This window comes from Psychrobacter sp. FME5 (assembly GCF_014861375.1).
In the GTDB taxonomy this organism is placed as follows: domain Bacteria; phylum Pseudomonadota; class Gammaproteobacteria; order Pseudomonadales; family Moraxellaceae; genus Psychrobacter.
The window spans coordinates 1-18,314 of record NZ_RRYX01000059.1 but is presented as its reverse complement, the minus strand read 5'-3'; the positions used below and the strand labels follow the sequence as shown (position 1 = coordinate 18,314).

Sequence of the window (18,314 nt, the reverse complement as noted above, 5' to 3'; positions counted from 1 at the left end):
GAGATTTATGGCATTTGTCTCATCGATTGATTCGTAAGATTCTGTCGCATAATCTATGCTTTGTACTCAACAAAAAACTTGGTAACCCGCCTCTTCAGTTTGAGTTGCTTATTTCAAGTTGAGAGTGGGGTTATTTATCCTATTCAGTAATATAGCGTGCCGCCTCATCAAGCGAGACGCTAACCAAAGTAGAAATACCCGCATTTGGCATGGTGATGCCTTTAAGCTCATCAGCAATCTGCATCGTCAATTTATTGTGACTGATAAAGATAAATTGCAAATCATCTGCCAACTCATGAATCAAACTGGTAAAACGCGCAACATTGGCATCGTCGAGCGGTGCATCGACTTCATCAAGCACACAAAACGGGGCTGGATGCTGCTTAAATATCGCAAAAATCAAACTCAGCGCGGTTAGAGTTTTTTCACCGCCTGACAGTACAGCGAGGCGACTATTACGTTTGCCTTTTGGTTGTGCCATCAAGGTCAGTCCTGCCCGCCACTGCTCCGTTTTTGGGGTATTATCTGGCATATCGTCAGTACTGAGCGTTAGACTGGCTTGCCCACCGCCAAAAACCTTGGCAAATAAATTGGCAAGCTCATTATTGACCGCATCGAGCGTCTGCGTAAACAGCGTCTTGGTAGTTTCATCAATCGAGGCAATCGCTTCGGTCAACGTCTGCATACTAGCGGCAATGTCTGTGGTCTGCTGCGCTAGTGGCTCTAAGCGCTCATTAACTTCTGCCAACTCTGCCACTGCCGCCAGATTGACCGCGCCAATTTTACCTAATTGCTGCTCAAGTTTGCTACGCTCCGACTCAAGCTCAGCGATTTTATCTGGACGCACACGGCGATCATGCGCGATAAAATCAGCCAATAGGTTTGAGACATTCATGGTTTGTTGCGGTTGCTGCGATATGTCCGATTGCGCTTTATATTTATGACTTACCTTATAGTAAGCATCTAGCGCTTCTTGCGTATGGCTACTGGCATCATCCAACCTTGCGGCGCTTAATGCCAGCTCAGTACTATGCTGAGCAAGCTCGCTTTGCTGGGTTTGCAATGACTGTTGCAGCGTATCTAATTCCGTCTGCTGCTGCGCATAATCTTGTTTAAGCACGTTCAATGCGGTCTCGCGCGTCGTCAATAACGTCTGCTGCTCATCGCGCGCGGTTTGTGCGCTTTGTAATGCCGCTTGTAGTGCTGGCAGCTTATTTTGCTGTTGCTCATACTTTGTCTGTAAACTCTGCTCGCTTTCGAGCGACTTATCATATTGCGTACTTGCCCGCGCAAGACTGCTGACACTGTGTTCAAGACGAATGTCACTTTGCTGAATACGCAGTTGTAATGCCTGCCAAGCGTCATCATCCGCTTGTCGTGTGCGAGCGAGCTCACTACGCTCAGTTTGCAATTGCTGACTTGTCGTACGAGCATCCGCTATTTTTGGCGTCAGTGCGGTGATCTCACTTTGAATATGCTGCTGTTCATCATTAAGTGTCTGTAGCTCTTGTGCCAGTTCTTGCTGCTCTTGTTCAAGGGCTTCTTTATCAGTATTTAGACGCTGGCTATCTGCTTGCAGGCGTTCAACGTTAGCGCGCTGAGTAGTAAGTTGCTGCTGGTATTGATGCTTATCGCGGGTTAGTTGCTGCGCTTGAGCGCGGGTTTCTTCTACATTGACCGTCAGCGCATCATAGTCATGCTGATTTTTAGTAATGGCTTTTTGTTGGTGTTGTATTTTTAATTCAATGTCATCAAGCAATTCTTCTAGCGCTTGTAGACGCGTACGCTGCTGTAAACGCTGGGTCAAAAACTGACTACTGCTATCATTTTGACCATTTTGCGCGCCAGCAAACTTGCTTAAATTGATTGTACCTTGACGACTGATAAGCCAACCATCAGTTGTGAGCAAAATAGCTGATGATGGCAATACTTTTAATATTTCGGCAAGCTCATTGTGAGACTGTTGACTGATCTCCTCAGGTTGGGCGATATATAAATAGCACTGCTGCCAAAGCACTAACGTTGGTAGCGTAATCAGCTCTGTTAAAGGCAGAACTTTATCAACCAAGTTATCTGGTAAATCACCAATAAACAGCTCTGCATTCACGTAATTTTGTTTAGCAGATAACAATAAGCTATAACCATTTGTTATTGATGACTTACCTTCTGTATTAGTGTGCTTCTTTTGTACAATCTGGTTTTGCGCTGTCTGATAAATAAACAAGTCGGTTAAGTCAGGCTCAAGCACCTGCCATAAGCTGTGCGTTTTCTCAGAGTCAGCACGCGCGTTATTAACGCTTAGTTGATGGGTTTGATTTGAGATTAGCACATGGCTATCTAACCATAACGCCAATACGCTATCGAGTAGTGCTGCGTGCTCACGTCCTTTTGCGCTTAACTCAATCTGTTCACGTAAAGTTGCAACAGCCAAGTCGTGAGCGTTATTGGCAGCATTTCTTTCTAATTCAGTTTGCCCATTAATAGGCTGTTGAGGTTTTGGCGTCGGCTTCAGATGCAATATCTGGTGCAGAGTATCGTATTCACTTGCCAATACGGCGTGGCGTTTTTCAGACTCATTTAATTCGCGCTGCTGCGTATTCAAACGCTGCTGCAAATCATGGGCTTGCGGTTGTAGCTCTGCTAATCGCTCATCGATGCTGTCTTGTTGGCGCTCAATCTGCTGCAATTGCTTATTCAGCTCAGCAACCTGCGTCTCTAAGGTCTGCTGTAAATGGTTCGCATCAATTTTTTCGCGCCCATCAGTACCATTATTAGTATCAATAGGTGATAGTGATTGTTGTAATTGCTGCCACAAATCCTGCCAATTTTGCTGGCGACGTTGCCATTTCTCCTGGCTTTGCTGCTGACGTTTTTGGGCTTGATGATTAATGGCTTGCTGTTGCTCGAGCGAGCGAGCCTTATCTTGTAAACGCGACAACTGGTTTTGCGCGTCATGGTAGGCACGCTGCAATGGTTGCTCATTGCCTTTATACGTCTCACGTTTACCGCCTAACTCGCTAAGCTGTGGACGCAAAGCTGCTAATGACTCTTGCTGCTCAATCTGCTCAGCCTTTAAGCGCTCAATCTCTTTGCTTGCTTGCTCGCGCTGCTGATATAAGCTCGCAAGCTGCTGCTCGATGGCGTGCAGCTGGGACTTTGCGTCACTTAGTTGATGCTCTGCTTGTTGATAGCTTAATTGCTGCTGATAATGGCTACTTTGGGCATCGTCTTTGAGCCATTGCTCTTGATTGATGTGGGCAGCCAACTTATCTTGCTGAGTTTTTAGCGTCTCGTAACTCGCTTGCAGGGTGGCGACTTCGGCGGCGATACGCTCATGGGCTAATTTTTGCTGCTGCTGGTTATGTTTGGCTTGATATAACTGCTGAATGGAAAGCTGTTGCTTGATATCAGCCAGTGTTAGCGCTAACGCTTCATAACGTTTAGCGCTGGCTGCTTGCTTGGACAGTCGCCTTTGTTGGCTGACCAATTCGCTTTGCATATCATGCAGACGTGCTAAATTATCTTGAGTTTTCTCAAGCTTCTTTTGGGTTTCTTCACGGCGCGCTTGATAGCGCGACACTCCCGCTGCTTCTTCGATAAACTCTCGCAGCTGCATCGGATTGGAATCTACAATTCGCCCAATCATGCCCTGCTCGATGACTGCATAACTGCGTGCACCAAGGCCAGTGCCCAAGAATACATCGACGACATCACGGCGACGACAGCGGGTACCATTGATAAAGTAATCTGAGCGCCCCTCTTTATTTACCTGACGACGGACGGATAGCTCTTGATAGAGATTGAACTCGTGGCGAATACCCGTCTGCTCATCTTGGGTATGCTCAAAAGTTAGCTCGACACTAGCGACACTTTTGGCCGTTTTATCTTGCGTACCAGCGAAGATGACATCACTCATCGCCCCGCCGCGTAATTGCTTAGCAGAGGTTTCGCCCAGCACCCAGCGAATGGCATCAATAACGTTAGATTTGCCACAGCCGTTCGGTCCGACAATGGCGGTAATGCCATGTCGAAAGGTAAAAGTCGTAGGATTGGCAAAGGATTTAAAGCCTGCCAGCTTGAGAGATTTTAGACGCATGAAGAATCAGTAAACTTAGCAAAAACAGGCGGCTATTCTACCTGATATTGTGGTGGGTTTTTAGGGTTTTAGAGGGTTAAGTAATAGTAATACATAGCATTTATTACTATTACTACTAACCTTCATTTAATTACCATTGATTAACTCTCAGATAATAGGATTTTATCTATGGTTTGTTGGTTAGGGTTTTCGACCTGACTACCTTGTTTATCGAACCAAATTTCTTCATCCTGGTAAGTCACAGAAACGACTCCGTTGCTAAAATCCCCGACGAAATCATAATTTAAAGGGACAATTATATTACCTGACTTGTCTATAAAACCACGCGTATCTTTTTGCATCACTCCAGCTAAGCCATCGCTGAACTCATCAGCATAGTCGTAAATCAAAGGAATGACGATATTGCCTAATACGTCAATATAACCATACTTACCATTACTTTCTACAGCGGCCAAACCTTCTTTAAATATATTTATCCAATCAAAATCATTGGATACGATAAATTTCTCGTTTTTATCAATATAACCCCACTTACCATCTTGTTTCACTGCTGCCAACCCTAAGTTGAAGCTATTAGCTTCTTGATACTTAGGCTCAATTATCATCTGTCCTTGTTTATCAATAAAGCCCCATTTGCCCTCTAATTGCACAGCGGCTAAATCCTCTTCAAAGCTCATAGCATCTTCATACTTAAAGGCTATGATTGTTTTCCCTAATGAATCAATAAAGCCCCATTTACCATTTTTTTTGACAACGGCTAAACCACCAGAGAAATCATCACCACAACTGTAAATCATAGGAATAACAAGCTTGCCTTTTTCATCAATAAAGCCAAAACTTTCACAATCATCGTCGTCGGAATTATACAATTTATCAGAATCAATGTTGAATACTAGGGCCAAACCTTCTTGTGGAAGCATGATATCGTCGTAAGGTAGGCATAAAAAAATATTTTCTTTGTTATCAATAAGACTATGCTTCCCCATATGTCTAACGATTCTAAACTCATCATTAAACTTATGAATGATAGGCTGTTGAATTCTTGGTTTAGCTCTCTCTTTATAATACCGATTAGCAAACAACTTTAAAAAAGTTGGAAAATTTAAATAGAGAAATTCAATAAAGTGTTTTTTGATTGACATAACAAGACTCTAAATTTAATAGCTCGAATATTAAGGTTTAGTTAAATCACCCCAATTCCACTTAACAATAACTGCCCGCCCGCAAATAGCAGGAGCACGCCAAATGCACGTTTGAGCGTCAGCGCAGGTAAGACATGGGCAAGCTTGGCTCCGACTTTTGCCATCGCAAAACTGACCACTGAAATACATAAAAATCCTGAAATATGCACAAAGCCTATCGTGCCCTCAGGTAGATTAGCGACATCTTGACCGAACCATGCAAACCCTGCCGCGCCCGCCAGTGCAATCGGTAGACCGCAAGCGGCAGACGTCCCGACCGATTGCTTCATCGACAGTCCTGCCCAGTTTAAAAACGGTACGGTCAAACTGCCACCGCCAATCCCAAAAATAGATGACGCCATACCGATGCCAGTACCCGCCCCAAACTGTACGCCAGTAGATGGCAATGGTTTACCGAGCTGCTCTTTATTGGATAAGAACAACATTTTTAAGGCGACTAATAGTGCGCCAACACCGATAAGCGCTTGCAACACTTTGCCATCAATCATATCTGCGACGCCCGCGCCGACCAGACTGCCAATGACTAGACCCAATGCCATTTTTCGCCAGACTTCCCAGCGCACCCCGCCGCGCTTATTATGCGCCGTAAGTGAGCTGATTGAGGTCACTACAATGGTCGCAAGCGAGGTGCCAATGGCCAAATGGGTGACCACTTCTGGTGAAAAATCATACGCGGTAAAAATCCACACCAATGCTGGGACGATAATCATACCGCCACCGACCCCAAACAGACCCGCACTAACGCCAGCAAATGCTCCTGCAATCACAAACCATACATATAACATCATTCAATCAGCCTTTTATAATGCATCTCTTTCATCAAATTATTTATTTTGTTATCACTTATATAACACATTTTTAATTGCATTTGCCAAATCATAAACTGATCTTTATGCTGTCTATTTGATCCTGTTTATTAGCGACAGTTTTTATTAGCAACAGTCGCTCAGTATATCAAAGATTTCCAATGCTACATTTGCTCCCTTAACTACATCGACCAAACTTATGCCAACACTCGCCCATTTATCTGACGGCCTACCTCATTCGTTAGTGCTCGATCATTTGCCTGAACTCAACCATCGCCACCTTATTAGTAGCGGCTCTACCAATAGCCAGCTGATAGCAGACGTGCAGAATGGCACGCTCAATGCTGCTGAAATGCATCTATTGACTGCAGAAACCCAAAGCGCAGGACGTGGGCAACATGGGCGCTCGTGGCAGTCACCGCGTGGCAATGTTTATCTGTCGTTATATTATCCAGTGCATATGCCGATTAGCGGTTTATTGTCGTTAATTATCGGCGTTGAATTGGCTAAAATGCCAGTTATTCAAGTGCTAAATGAGCAACTGTGTGCACAAGGATTGACACCTATCGGGGTAAAATGGGCAAACGATTTAGGTTTTTATTCGCATCATTCTGCATTGAACTTATCTGAAAAAGAGACACATAAAAAAGCAAACCAAACCCTGCCTTTTCATAAGCTTGCAGGTATTTTGATAGAACCAGTCACCCAAGCTGGCAAGCTGGTTGGCGTAGTGATGGGCGTGGGTCTCAATGTACAAGCGACGCCGAAACTCACCGCGCAAACCTGTGAAGGCATGAGCTATCAAGCGATTAGCTTACAGGATATCGAGCGGATACTGGAGCCAAAAGCACCAGCAAGCAGTCTACCAAGCTTACGCGAGCTTTATCAGCAAATGAGCAAGGCGTTAATGGCGGCGATGACACGTTTTGAGCATTTGGGCTTAGAGAAGCCCACTGGTCAAACCTATAATTTGGACAGCTTCTTAAAACAGTTTGACTCGATGGATGCATTGGCAGGACTACGCTTGCGTGTTACTCAAGAACATAACGGCAAAACAGATAGCATCACGGGTTATGCATGCGGTATCGATACACATGGATGTTTGCAATTACGCCAAGATAACGGTAATATTTCTGCGCTTTTTACTGGACGCATCGACGTTATTTATCAAGTTTAAACCGCTTACCTAACGAGCACTAAAAGTGAACCAAATATCAGCTTAATGGTTGAAAATCACGTCACTCTATATAAGGATATTTATGCTCTGGCTTGATCTTGGAAACACCCGCCTTAAATACTGGCTAACCGATGATATCGGACAGATAGTCTCGCATGATGCCAAGCAACATTTGCAAGCGCCTGCTGAATTATTAATGGGTCTGACCGATCGCTTTGAGCGTTATGCGCCTCATTTTATCGGGATCTCGTCGGTACTCGGCGACGACCTCAACATAAAAGTTTCAGAGACGCTCAGTCGCCTTGATATTCCGTTTGAGTTTGTCCATGTCGATGCCAAGCACGCCTTGATGAAGAGCGCTTATAATGATGAACAACTTGGCTGTGATCGCTGGCTACAAATGCTTGGCGCCGTAGATAAGACCAAACGCCAGTGTGTGATTGGCTGCGGTACAGCGGTAACGATTGATTTGATAGATCATGCTGAGCATTTGGGCGGTTATATTTTCCCTAGCATCTATCTACAACGCGAGTCGCTATTTTCTGGTACCAAGCAAATTACCATCTCTAATGGCACCTTTGATAGTGTCGCTCAAGGAACTACCACCAAAGATGCGGTACATCGCGGAATTATGCTGTCCATCGTTGGGGCTATAAATGAGGTTAGCACGCGCCATCCTAACTTTGAGATTATCATGACCGGTGGTGACGCTGCCATTATTGCCCAACACGTCAACCGTCCAGTCCGCCTTCGCGATGATTTATTATTAAATGGTTTGGCACGCTATTTTGACCATGAAAAACAGTCATAATAGTTTGGAATGTTTACCAAATAACAATAAAAAAGCAGGACGTTTTAAGCGCCCTGCTTTTTTTGGTTTGAGCAAACTATAAAGAAAACTCTTATCACCAATTAGTGTGCTCGATATTTAAATGTAATGGGTAAACTAGCCCTTCCTTTTACTGCTTTCCCTTTCAACAGAAATGGCATCAAACGTCCTGTCTGAACCTGTCTAGCAGCCCTTCTATCAAAACACTTATTACCACTACTTTTTTCGACATATATTTTGGTTATTTCACCTTGCTTATCAACCTGAAACCCCAATGTTACTTCGAACTTCTGTTCCCTCCTAATCTTAACAGGTTCCCCAGTTTCCTCATCTAAGCATCTGACTGATCGTTTATTAAAAGAAAATTTTGGCGGCTGTAACCAATTTGCGTCTCGACTAGAAAACTGAATCACTTTTTCTGAATCAGATAAATCAACTAACTCTGCCTGCGCTGGCGTCATACTTACTGTCAATGCAAACAGTGCAAGTAGGCTAGTTAACAAACTATAAGTACTGATAGCTTTTATATTGGTTAACAAGTGAAAGGCTGTATTAAAAACTGGCTTAATGTGTAATTTACTGATCATATAAAAGTCTTTTATCCAAATCATTAAAATGTGCCACGCTATTGGATACATAACGTAGCACATTTTTAGATTTTAGAGCAGATATTTTGGATAAAAGTTTACTATTAACCCAAAGATATCTACTTAGTCTCGTTAAATAACTCACGACCGACCAACATACGGCGAATCTCACTGGTACCCGCGCCAATCTCATATAGCTTGGCATCGCGCCAGTAACGACCAAGCGGATACTCGTTGGTATAGCCATTACCACCAAATATTTGGATGCCCTCGCCTGCCATCCAAGTGGCTTTTTCGGCACACCATAAAATCACACTGGCACAATCTTTACGTACTTCTCGGCTATGACCGGCACCACGTTTGTCTAGCATATCGAGGTTTTTGCCAACGGTATATAAGAAGCTGCGACCCGCTTGCAAGATAGTATACATGTCTGCGACTTTACCTTGAATGAGCTGGAATTCGCCAATCGCTTGTCCAAACTGCTTACGATCATGAATGTAGGGCACGACGTTATCCATTACTGCTTGCATGATGCCGATAGGACCTGCAGCCAATACCGCACGCTCGTAATCGAGACCGCTCATCAAGACTTTAACGCCTTCGTTTAAATTGCCCAAGATATTTTCACGGGGAATTTTGACATTGTTAAAGGTCATCTCACCGGTATGACTACCGCGCATGCCGAGCTTGTCGAGCTTTTGCGCGGTGCCAAAACCTTCCATGCCTTTTTCAACGATAAAAGCGGTCATGCCTTTAGCACCGAGCTCTGGATTGGTCTTGGCATAAACCACCATCACGTCGGCATCAGGACCATTGGTAATCCACATTTTGCTACCATTTAAAATATAGCTACCGTCTTTTTCTTCTGCTTTCAGTTTCATACTAACGACATCTGAGCCAGCGCCCGTTTCGCTCATTGCTAAAGCACCGATGAACTCGCCGCTGATAAGTTTTGGCAGATACTTTTGTTTTTGTGCTTCGCTACCATTACGTTTGAGCTGATTGATACATAGATTTGAATGCGCACCATAGCTCAGCGCCACTGATGCAGACGCACGGCTAATCTCTTCCATCGCCACCATATGCGCGACATAGCCCATATCAGAACCGCCATATTCTTCAGGAACAGTAATGCCATGTAGACCAAGATCGCCCATTTTTTGCCATAAATCCATGGGGAACTCATCACTACTGTCTATCTCGGCAGCACGCGGGGTGATTTCTTTTGCAGCAAACTGTTGTACCACATCGCGTAAGGCGTCGATATCTTCGCCAAGCTGAAAATTCAATCCAGGTAAACTCATAACCATTCCTTGTATTTTAATGTTTTAAATTTGAATTTTAATCTGTTTTTTAAAGCCACTATATTTTCTATACTGGTTTTGATGCCATAGTCAATTCAATTTGAAAGTGGTACAAGGCAACCGAGTGTAGATGTATATTTAATACCTCAAGCGAGGTTAACGCGGTAACACTTTTATAGTGGATTGACTATATTGGTTAAGACTGACGTTTATTAATCAATGCTCGTGCCACGTTTGAGCCGTTAACTCGCCCTAAAAACTCACTGATGCGCTCGCCTGCCACTACTAATTTCTCTAAATCGATACCAGTATTGATACCCATACCATGCAGCATGTAGACCACGTCTTCGGTGGCGACATTACCCGTTGCACCTTTGGCATATGGGCAGCCGCCAAGTCCAGCGACTGAGGTATCAAATTCGCTGACGCCCATTTGTAAGGCGGCTAAAGTATTACTTAGTGCTTGACCGTAAGTGTCATGAAAATGCCCAGATAGCATGGCAATATCAGCGTACTCCAATGCAGCTTGTAGCGCACGCTGTACTTTCAGCGGCGTGCCAACACCAATCGTATCCGCAATACCGATTTGCTCAGCGCCAATCTCAACTAATTTTTTAGTCACATACGCCACTTGGCTTGGGTCAATCTCACCTTCATAAGGGCAGCCGACGGTGCAAGAGATAACGCCGCGCACCTTGATGCCTTGCGCTTTTGCTGCAGCGGCAACGGGCGCGAAACGCTCAATGCTTTCATCAATACTGCAATTGATGTTCTTTTGGCTAAAGGTCTCACTGGCTGAGCCAAAGATGACGATTTCATCAGGGCGATGCAAAATAGCATTCTCAAAACCGCGCATATTCGGTACGAGTACCGAGTAACAAACGTCCGAGTGACGTGTCGGTGCAAGTGCTTCGAGCAGCGCACTATTATCACCCATCTGCGGTACCCATTTTGGCGAGACAAAACTGGTGGCTTCAAGTTTCTTTATACCTGCTGCAATTAAATCATCGATAAGTGCTTGCTTTACTGCCGTCGGCACCGTCATTGACTCGTTTTGTAAGCCATCGCGTGGACTGACATCGACGATGGTGACGTGCTTTGGATACGATATACTCATGCTAATCATCCTTTTTACTTATTCACCTTGTTATTACTCGTCTGTCCGCTATCAGCTTTCCGTATCGATACGCAACAGCTCATCACCATCAGCAACCGAGTCGCCCGCCGCAAATAATAACTCTGCCACCACGCCATCGGTTGGTGCTGTAATAGTATGCTCAATTTTCATCGCTTCAATGACAGCTAATGGCTCGCCTTCTTTGACCGTGTCGCCAACGGCTACTTTAAATGCCACTACCTGACCCGGCATCGGTGATTTCAAACTACCAACCGCAGCGCTATCTTCGCCGACGTGCGCCATGATATCGACCAGTGTAATTTCATCTCGTCCATTATCGGTAAAGACATAAACGGTTTCTTTATTTGTCCAACTTTGAACATTGACCCGTGCGCCCTCCAACCATAACGTATGATTATACGCGTCAATACTGTTATAGCTAACTTGACCTTCATAGACCATTTCTGTCTGGGCGGCTATATTAATATTGCTATTCTCTTCAGTATTGGCGATTTCTTTTTCAATGACCAGCGCAAAGCTACTGAGGCTATCGCTGCCTTTTTTGCTGTCTGAGCAATTAGCATTGTGCCAATTACTAATACGAGCGTTATAAGACTTCTCATCATAAACCAAGCTAAACGAGCGCGTATAATCGCTAAAGGCACGAAAGCCTATCGGTTTACTAAATGGGTCTGCACCTGTACTTTTCGCTGTTTGCGCTGCCGCTTCACTGGCAAGCTGCTGGGTAATAGCCGTCACTGCAAGCGTCGATAGCGCAAGCGGATGCTGATCAAACAACTCATCACGCTCACGTTCTATCAGCGCCGTATCAAGATTGGCTTGGCTAAATGATTCGGTATTTATAATATAACGTAAAAATGCCACGTTATTTGGCAGACCGACGATGCGCGTTTGTGCCAGTGCACGATCAAGTTTGGCCAATGCTTGCTCACGAGTGGGTGCATGGACGATAAGCTTGGCAATCATAGAGTCATAGAACGGGCTGATGACATCACCTTCGCGGACGCCATCGTCGATACGCACATCTGCGCTGTTTTTATTAATAACAAAAGTGCTATGCTCGGGCTTTTGATAGGTAAATAAAGTACCCGTCGCTGGTAGAAACCCATTGTCAGGATTTTCAGCACAAATACGTGCTTCAATCGCATGACCATTAATAGCCAAGTCTGCTTGTTTTTTAGGTAACGGCTGACCTGCTGCGACTAATAGCTGCCATTCAACCAAATCCACACCCGAAATGGCTTCACTAACGGGATGCTCAACTTGTAGACGAGTATTCATTTCCATAAAATAAAAGTTCATCGAGTCTTCGCGTTGTTCAACAATAAACTCAACTGTGCCAGCGCCTACATAATCAACGGCACGCGCCGCTTCAATCGCCGCTGTTCCCATCGCCTCACGCATAGCTGCATCGACACCGGGTGCGGGGGCTTCTTCTAGTACCTTTTGGTGGCGACGCTGTACTGAGCAATCGCGCTCAAACAGATGCACATAATTGCCATGCGTATCACCGAATACTTGGATTTCGATGTGACGTGGTTTTAGGGCATATTTTTCGACCAACACCTGATCATTACCAAAGCTGGTAATGGCTTCACGGCGACAGGATTCTAGTAACTCAATAAACTCGCTAGACTGCTCGACGATACGCATGCCCTTACCGCCGCCACCGGCACTGGCTTTAATCAATACCGGATAGCCAATATTATCAGCTTGCTGCTTCAAAAAATCCGCATCTTGATTGTCGCCGTGATAACCGGGTATCAGCGGTACGCCAGCCGCTTCCATCAAGCGTTTAGACTCCGACTTACCGCCCATGGCGCGAATAGCGTCTGCTGATGGACCGATAAAAACCAATCCTGCATCTTGACAAGCCTGCGCAAAATCTGCATTTTCACTCAAAAACCCATAACCTGGGTGAATCGCTTGTGCGCCAACATCGAGGGCAATCGCTATGATAGCATCGCCTTTAAGATAGCTGTCTTTTGGCGCAGAGCCACCCAAGTAAATCGCTTCATCACAGACCGCGACATGCTTAGCCTCACGATCAGCATCAGAGTAAACAGCGACGGTACTCACACCTAGACGCTTGGCAGTCGCAGCAACACGGCAGGCAATTTCACCACGGTTGGCGATTAGAATTTTAGAAAACATAACGATCCCTGTCTCTTGTGATTTTTATTATTAATCAGCTATCAGCCAATCAGGCTTACGCTTTTGCAAAAATGCTTGCACACCTTCTTTTCCTTGCTCTGACGAGCGGATATCGGCGATACCTTTAACCGTATCAGCGATTAATTCATCGGTAATATCTGCACCTGCGACGTCATGTAATAAACGCTTGCAGGTTTTGACCGCGTCAGGGCTGTTTTTGACCACTTTAGCGCAGAATGCTGCAACCGCACCATCAAGCGACTCTTCGCTGACGCGCTCATGCACAAAGCCGAGCTGACGCGCTTTTTTGGCATCAAAAACTTCAGCGCTGAGGAAGTAACGCTGCGATGCTCGTGCGCCCAATGCGCGTATCACATAAGGGCTGATAGTGGCAGGCGCTAATCCTAAACGGACTTCACTTAAACAGAAATTGGCTGTTTTGACAGCAATGGCTACATCGCAAACGGCAACCAAACCCATACCGCCTGCATACACATCCCCTTGGATAGCAGCAACCGTCGGTTTCGGACATTCATAAATAGTCTTCAGCATTTGTGCTAACTTATCCGCATCTGCTAGGTTTTCTTCATAGCTATAGTCTGCCATGGCCCGCATCCAATTAAGATCCGCACCTGCGCAAAACGCTTTCCCAGTAGCGGCTAAGACTATAACGCGTACGTCGTCATTAGCGCCAAGCGCCTTGAAAGTATCGGTCAACTCAGCAATCATCTCATCGTTAAAGGCATTACGTATCTCAGGGCGATTTAAGATTACCGTCGCCACATGCTGCTCAATATTAACCAATAGACTTTTATAGTTATTCAGATTTTGTTGCATAACTTTCTCTATATTTTATGTAAATACTTAAAAAACTCTGGATCAATCCATAATAATATTAATACAAGAAAACCGAGTACAAATCGTACTTCTTAAAAAGTTGTCGCAGCAGCCTCTTATAATGAAAAAAACTTATTATGGGCAGACATTAAAACTCTTACATTCTAAAGACACCAAAGCTTGTCCCTTCAATCGGGGCGTTATGAGCCGCACTAAGCGCTAATGCCAACACATTACGGGTATCAGCAGGATCAATCACCCCGTCATCCCATAAACGAGCCGTGGCATAATAAGGGTGACCTTGCTCTTCGTACATCTCACGTATTGGCGCTTTAAATGCCGCTTCGTCTTCGTCGCTCCACGCTTCGCCTTTACGGTCAAAGTTATCACGCTTGACCGTTGCCAAGACCGACGCTGCTTGCTCGCCGCCCATCACAGAAATTCGCGCACTTGGCCACATCCATAAGAAGCGCGGACTATAAGCACGGCCACACATGCCGTAGTTACCCGCACCAAATGAGCCACCAACGATGACAGTAAATTTTGGCACTTTAGCATTCGCCACCGCCATTACCATCTTGGCGCCATGACGAGCGATACCTTCGTTTTCATATTTACGACCGACCATAAAGCCGGTGATATTTTGTAGGAATACCAATGGAATTTTGCGTTTACAGCACAGCTCAATAAAATGCGTACCTTTTTGCGCTGATTCACTAAATAAAATACCGTTATTGGCAATAATCCCCACTGGCATGCCTTCGATATGGGCGAATCCACAAACCAGCGTGGTGCCAAAACGCGCTTTAAACTCATCAAAGGCGCTGTCATCGACGATACGAGCAATGATTTCTTTAATATCGAACGGCTTACGTTTATCGGTTGGAATAATTCCGTATAATTCTTTGGCATCATAACGTGGTGGAAGCGGCTCGATTTGATTCGGAATGTGCTTAGCAGGACGATTTAAATGACTGACGATATTACGGGCGATTGATAATGCATGCGTATCGTTTTGCGCCAAATGATCAACCACGCCTGACAGACGGGTATGGACATCACCGCCTCCCAAATCTTCTGCTGTAACTTCTTCGCCGGTTGCGGCTTTTACCAATGGCGGACCACCCAAAAAGATGGTTCCTTGGTCTTTGACAATAATAGACTCATCACTCATCGCTGGTACATAAGCGCCGCCTGCCGTACAGCTACCCATTACCACGGCGATTTGTGGAATACCAGCGGCACTAAGATTGGCTTGATTAAAGAAGATACGCCCGAAATGCTCTTTATCTGGGAATACCTCATCTTGATTGGGCAAGTTTGCACCACCAGAATCAACCAAGTAAACACACGGCAAATGATTTTCTTGGGCAATTTCCTGCGCACGTAAATGTTTCTTGACCGTCATGGGAAAGTAAGTACCGCCCTTAACGGTGGCGTCATTACAGACAATCATACACTCGGTGCCGTTAATGCGGCCGATACCAGCAATCACGCCAGCCGCTGGAATATCTTCACCATACATGTCATGCGCTGCCATTGGCGCCACTTCTAAAAATGATGTACCAACATCCAGCAAACGCTCGACACGCTCGCGAGGTAAGAGTTTGCCTCGCGCTAAATGCTTGGCTCTCGCACGCTCGGAGCCACCTTGGGCAACTTTACGCAAGTGACCATATAAGTCATCAACCACTTCTTGCATAGCGGCACTGTTTTGCTGAAATTCAGCGGCGTTTGGACTCAATTTACTGGTTATAATAGCGCTCATGATATCCCTTTTCTTTGATGCGTAAATGCGAGTAGCTTGTTATGCGAATTATTCTAACTACTGGTTATTTTATTATTTACTCGTGTTCGTATAGTCATTTCGATTTACAATCGATACAGCGAGATTTGGGTGAATTTTTTGCAGCCTCTGTCGGCGTAGGCACAGCAAGCCAGAAAAATCCATACGAATCTCGCGTCATAACATAACGTATTTATTTCATTTGGTATCAACTATAACTTTTAATAAACTAGACATAATAGTTAAATTAACTATAAGCCCAACTCTTCTTTCATCTGCTCAATGATTTTATATTTCTGAATTTTACCAGTGATGGTCATCGGGTATTCGGTGACGAAACGATAATAGGTCGGCACTTTATAATGGGCAATATGCTCACTACAGAACTGACGCACTTCTTCTTCGGTCAAGCAGCCCTCTTCTCTAGGAATAATCCAAGCAGCCAGCACTTCGCCATACCGCTTATCTGGTATACCTACAATTTGCACGTCACGGATTTTAGGATGACGGTATAGATAGTTCTCGACTTCTACTGGATAGATATTTTCACCGCCGCGGATGACCATATCTTTACTACGACCGACGACTTTGACATAGCCGTCCTCATCCATCGTTGCCAAATCACCCGTATGCATCCAGCCATCTTGAATCGCTTCGCGGGTTTTAAAGCGACTGCCCCAATAGCCTTTCATCACTGAATAACCACGTGTGAGTAGCTCGCCAGTTTCACCTAACGCTACAATCTCGCCAGACTCGATATCGACGACTTTAACTTCGAGCGCCGGCTGCACCAGTCCTACGGTCGAGACCTGTTTATCTAAAGGCGTATGTTCATTGGTCTGACAAGAAACTGGACTGGTTTCGGTCATTCCATAAGCAATGGTGACCTCTTTCATATGCATCTCATCGATGACGCGGCGCATCACCTCAATCGGGCAGCTAGAGCCGGCCATAATGCCAGTACGCAAGGTCGATAAATCAAAGTTTTTAAATTCAGGATGGTCGAGTTCGGCGATAAACATTGTTGGCACGCCATGGAGACCTGTACACTTTTCTTCTTCGACTGCTTTTAATACTGACAATGGCTCAAAACCATCGTTCGGATAAACGATACAACCGCCATGTGTCAGTATTGCTAAGTTACCGAGCACCATACCAAAGCAATGATATAACGGTACGGGAATACACAGCCTATCTTTTTCAGTGAGATTCATCGCCTCACCGATAAAGTAGCCATTATTAAGGATATTACGATGGCTTAACGTTGCGCCTTTTGGCGTGCCCGTCGTACCGCTAGTGAATTGAACATTGATAGCATCGGTATTTTTAAGCTGCGCCTGACGCTCCGCCACTCGTGGATCGTTGGCATCACCTTCAGCCATCCATGCAGAAAACTTCTGCATAAAGTGAAATTCTTCATCAGAATCTGGCTCGTCAATCCAAATGATACGCTCAATCGTTGGAATCTCGACCAAATCAAGCTGGGTATAGTCTTTATGATAAATCTCAGGACATAATTCACGGATTAATTGTGCATAATCACTGGTTTTAAAATGACGCATCAGCACCAACGCTGAGCAGCCCAATTTATTCAGCGCATATTGCAATTCAAAAGTACGGTAGGCAGGATTGATATTGACAAGAATGATGCCAATCTTTGCGGTCGCCAGTTGCATGAGTAGCCATTCGGCATTGTTATGCGACCAGATACCGATACGATCGCCAATCTCAAGCCCCATTTCAATCATGCTGCTGGCGAGTTGATTAACTTGCTGTTGCAGCTCACGATAGGTCCAACGGATGTTTTGGTGACGGACGACCAGCGCTTCACGCTCAGGATATTTAAAAACAATGGCATCAAAAAAATCACCAATTGTTGCTTCAATCAGTGGGACGTCAGGGCCTGTGTCATAGCTTTGGGTGAGTGGCGCGTTTGACGAGCGAGCGCCCATATTGATACTAGGAATATTATTAAGAATGCTATCGAAGTCAATAGTTTGGGTCATAACGAGTCCTTTCGTTTTACTTTTTATGGCACGTATAAATTGTGCTTATTAATCGCCTGTAGACAAGTCCTTCTTCCTTGAATAGGTCTTACATCGTGTGAACTACTATAACGCTATCAATGAAAGCCTGTCAATCACAGCAATACAATATGTATCATTTAATTAAGTTATAGAAATAACTACTCTATAAAAGATACCATAAAAACATGGCAAACATTTGACACAAAAAAGCCAGTCAGGCATTTACTGCACGGCTGGCTTTTTGATGAGAATGGCGGTAATAAAAATTGAGAATCAAGCTTTAGATCTATTAGGGGCTGTATAGAATTGGGAAATAGTTGAAAAAAATAAGCAACGCCTTACACTCTTGTTTACCACAACAAAGAGAA

At 44.8% G+C, this 18,314-nt stretch carries 12 protein-coding genes and 1 pseudogene; 3 read left to right on the top strand and 10 right to left on the bottom strand.

Translation table 11 applies throughout. The features are described from left to right. Positions 1-122 (top strand): annotated as a pseudogene (locus tag EI161_RS08995) (IS982 family transposase); the annotation flags it as partial. A gap of 17 nt (positions 123-139) precedes the next feature. Here EI161_RS08995 and EI161_RS08990 read toward each other — a convergent pair. The 3 genes from EI161_RS08990 to EI161_RS08980 form a co-directional block, all read right to left on the bottom strand. Then, positions 140-4,096 carry an AAA family ATPase gene (locus EI161_RS08990; RefSeq protein ID WP_192522687.1) on the bottom strand — a complete coding sequence of 1,319 codons (3,957 nt, stop codon included), beginning with the start codon at positions 4,094-4,096 and terminating at the stop codon, positions 140-142. A gap of 140 nt (positions 4,097-4,236) precedes the next feature. Beyond that, positions 4,237-5,238, bottom strand: a complete 1,002-nt coding sequence (locus tag EI161_RS08985; protein ID WP_192522686.1) for a WG repeat-containing protein — start codon at positions 5,236-5,238, stop codon at positions 4,237-4,239. A 41-nt stretch (positions 5,239-5,279) separates the two neighbouring features. Beyond that, complete coding sequence (locus tag EI161_RS08980; RefSeq protein ID WP_192522690.1) at positions 5,280-6,083, bottom strand: sulfite exporter TauE/SafE family protein; 804 nt, start codon at positions 6,081-6,083, stop codon at positions 5,280-5,282. Positions 6,084-6,303: 220 nt separating this feature from the next. Between EI161_RS08980 and EI161_RS08975 the strand changes: the two genes are divergently transcribed. Continuing rightward, positions 6,304-7,281: a biotin--[acetyl-CoA-carboxylase] ligase gene (locus EI161_RS08975; protein ID WP_192522685.1), complete on the top strand. Its 978-nt coding sequence runs from the start codon at positions 6,304-6,306 to the stop codon at positions 7,279-7,281. Positions 7,282-7,363: 82 nt separating this feature from the next. Then, positions 7,364-8,092, top strand: coding sequence for a pantothenate kinase (locus EI161_RS08970; RefSeq protein WP_192522684.1), 729 nt, complete (start codon positions 7,364-7,366; stop codon positions 8,090-8,092). 101 nt (positions 8,093-8,193) lie between these two features. On the opposite strand, the gene EI161_RS08965 is transcribed toward EI161_RS08970, so the two are convergent. The 7 genes from EI161_RS08965 to EI161_RS08935 all read right to left on the bottom strand — a co-directional run bounded on the left by EI161_RS08965 (position 8,194) and on the right by EI161_RS08935 (position 17,925). Then, positions 8,194-8,697 (bottom strand): energy transducer TonB, encoded by a 504-nt coding sequence (locus tag EI161_RS08965; protein WP_192522683.1) that lies wholly within the window; start codon positions 8,695-8,697, stop codon positions 8,194-8,196. A 119-nt stretch (positions 8,698-8,816) separates the two neighbouring features. Then, a complete protein-coding gene (locus tag EI161_RS08960; protein WP_192522682.1) occupies positions 8,817-10,004 on the bottom strand; it encodes an isovaleryl-CoA dehydrogenase in 1,188 nt (395 codons plus the stop codon). A gap of 196 nt (positions 10,005-10,200) precedes the next feature. Next, entirely contained in the window at positions 10,201-11,121 is a 921-nt protein-coding gene (locus EI161_RS08955) for a hydroxymethylglutaryl-CoA lyase (protein ID WP_192522681.1), read from the bottom strand. A 51-nt stretch (positions 11,122-11,172) separates the two neighbouring features. Then, a complete protein-coding gene (locus tag EI161_RS08950) occupies positions 11,173-13,296 on the bottom strand; it encodes an acetyl/propionyl/methylcrotonyl-CoA carboxylase subunit alpha (RefSeq protein ID WP_192529437.1) in 2,124 nt (707 codons plus the stop codon). Between the two features lie 30 nt (positions 13,297-13,326). Then, positions 13,327-14,133 carry an enoyl-CoA hydratase/isomerase family protein gene (locus EI161_RS08945; RefSeq protein ID WP_192522679.1) on the bottom strand — a complete coding sequence of 269 codons (807 nt, stop codon included), beginning with the start codon at positions 14,131-14,133 and terminating at the stop codon, positions 13,327-13,329. A 157-nt stretch (positions 14,134-14,290) separates the two neighbouring features. Then, positions 14,291-15,901: a carboxyl transferase domain-containing protein gene (locus tag EI161_RS08940; protein ID WP_192522678.1), complete on the bottom strand. Its 1,611-nt coding sequence runs from the start codon at positions 15,899-15,901 to the stop codon at positions 14,291-14,293. 269 nt (positions 15,902-16,170) lie between these two features. Next, the gene (locus tag EI161_RS08935; RefSeq protein WP_192522677.1) at positions 16,171-17,925 is read right to left on the bottom strand and encodes an AMP-binding protein; all 1,755 of its coding nucleotides are present in this window, start codon (positions 17,923-17,925) and stop codon (positions 16,171-16,173) included. Positions 17,926-18,314 lie beyond the last annotated feature (389 nt).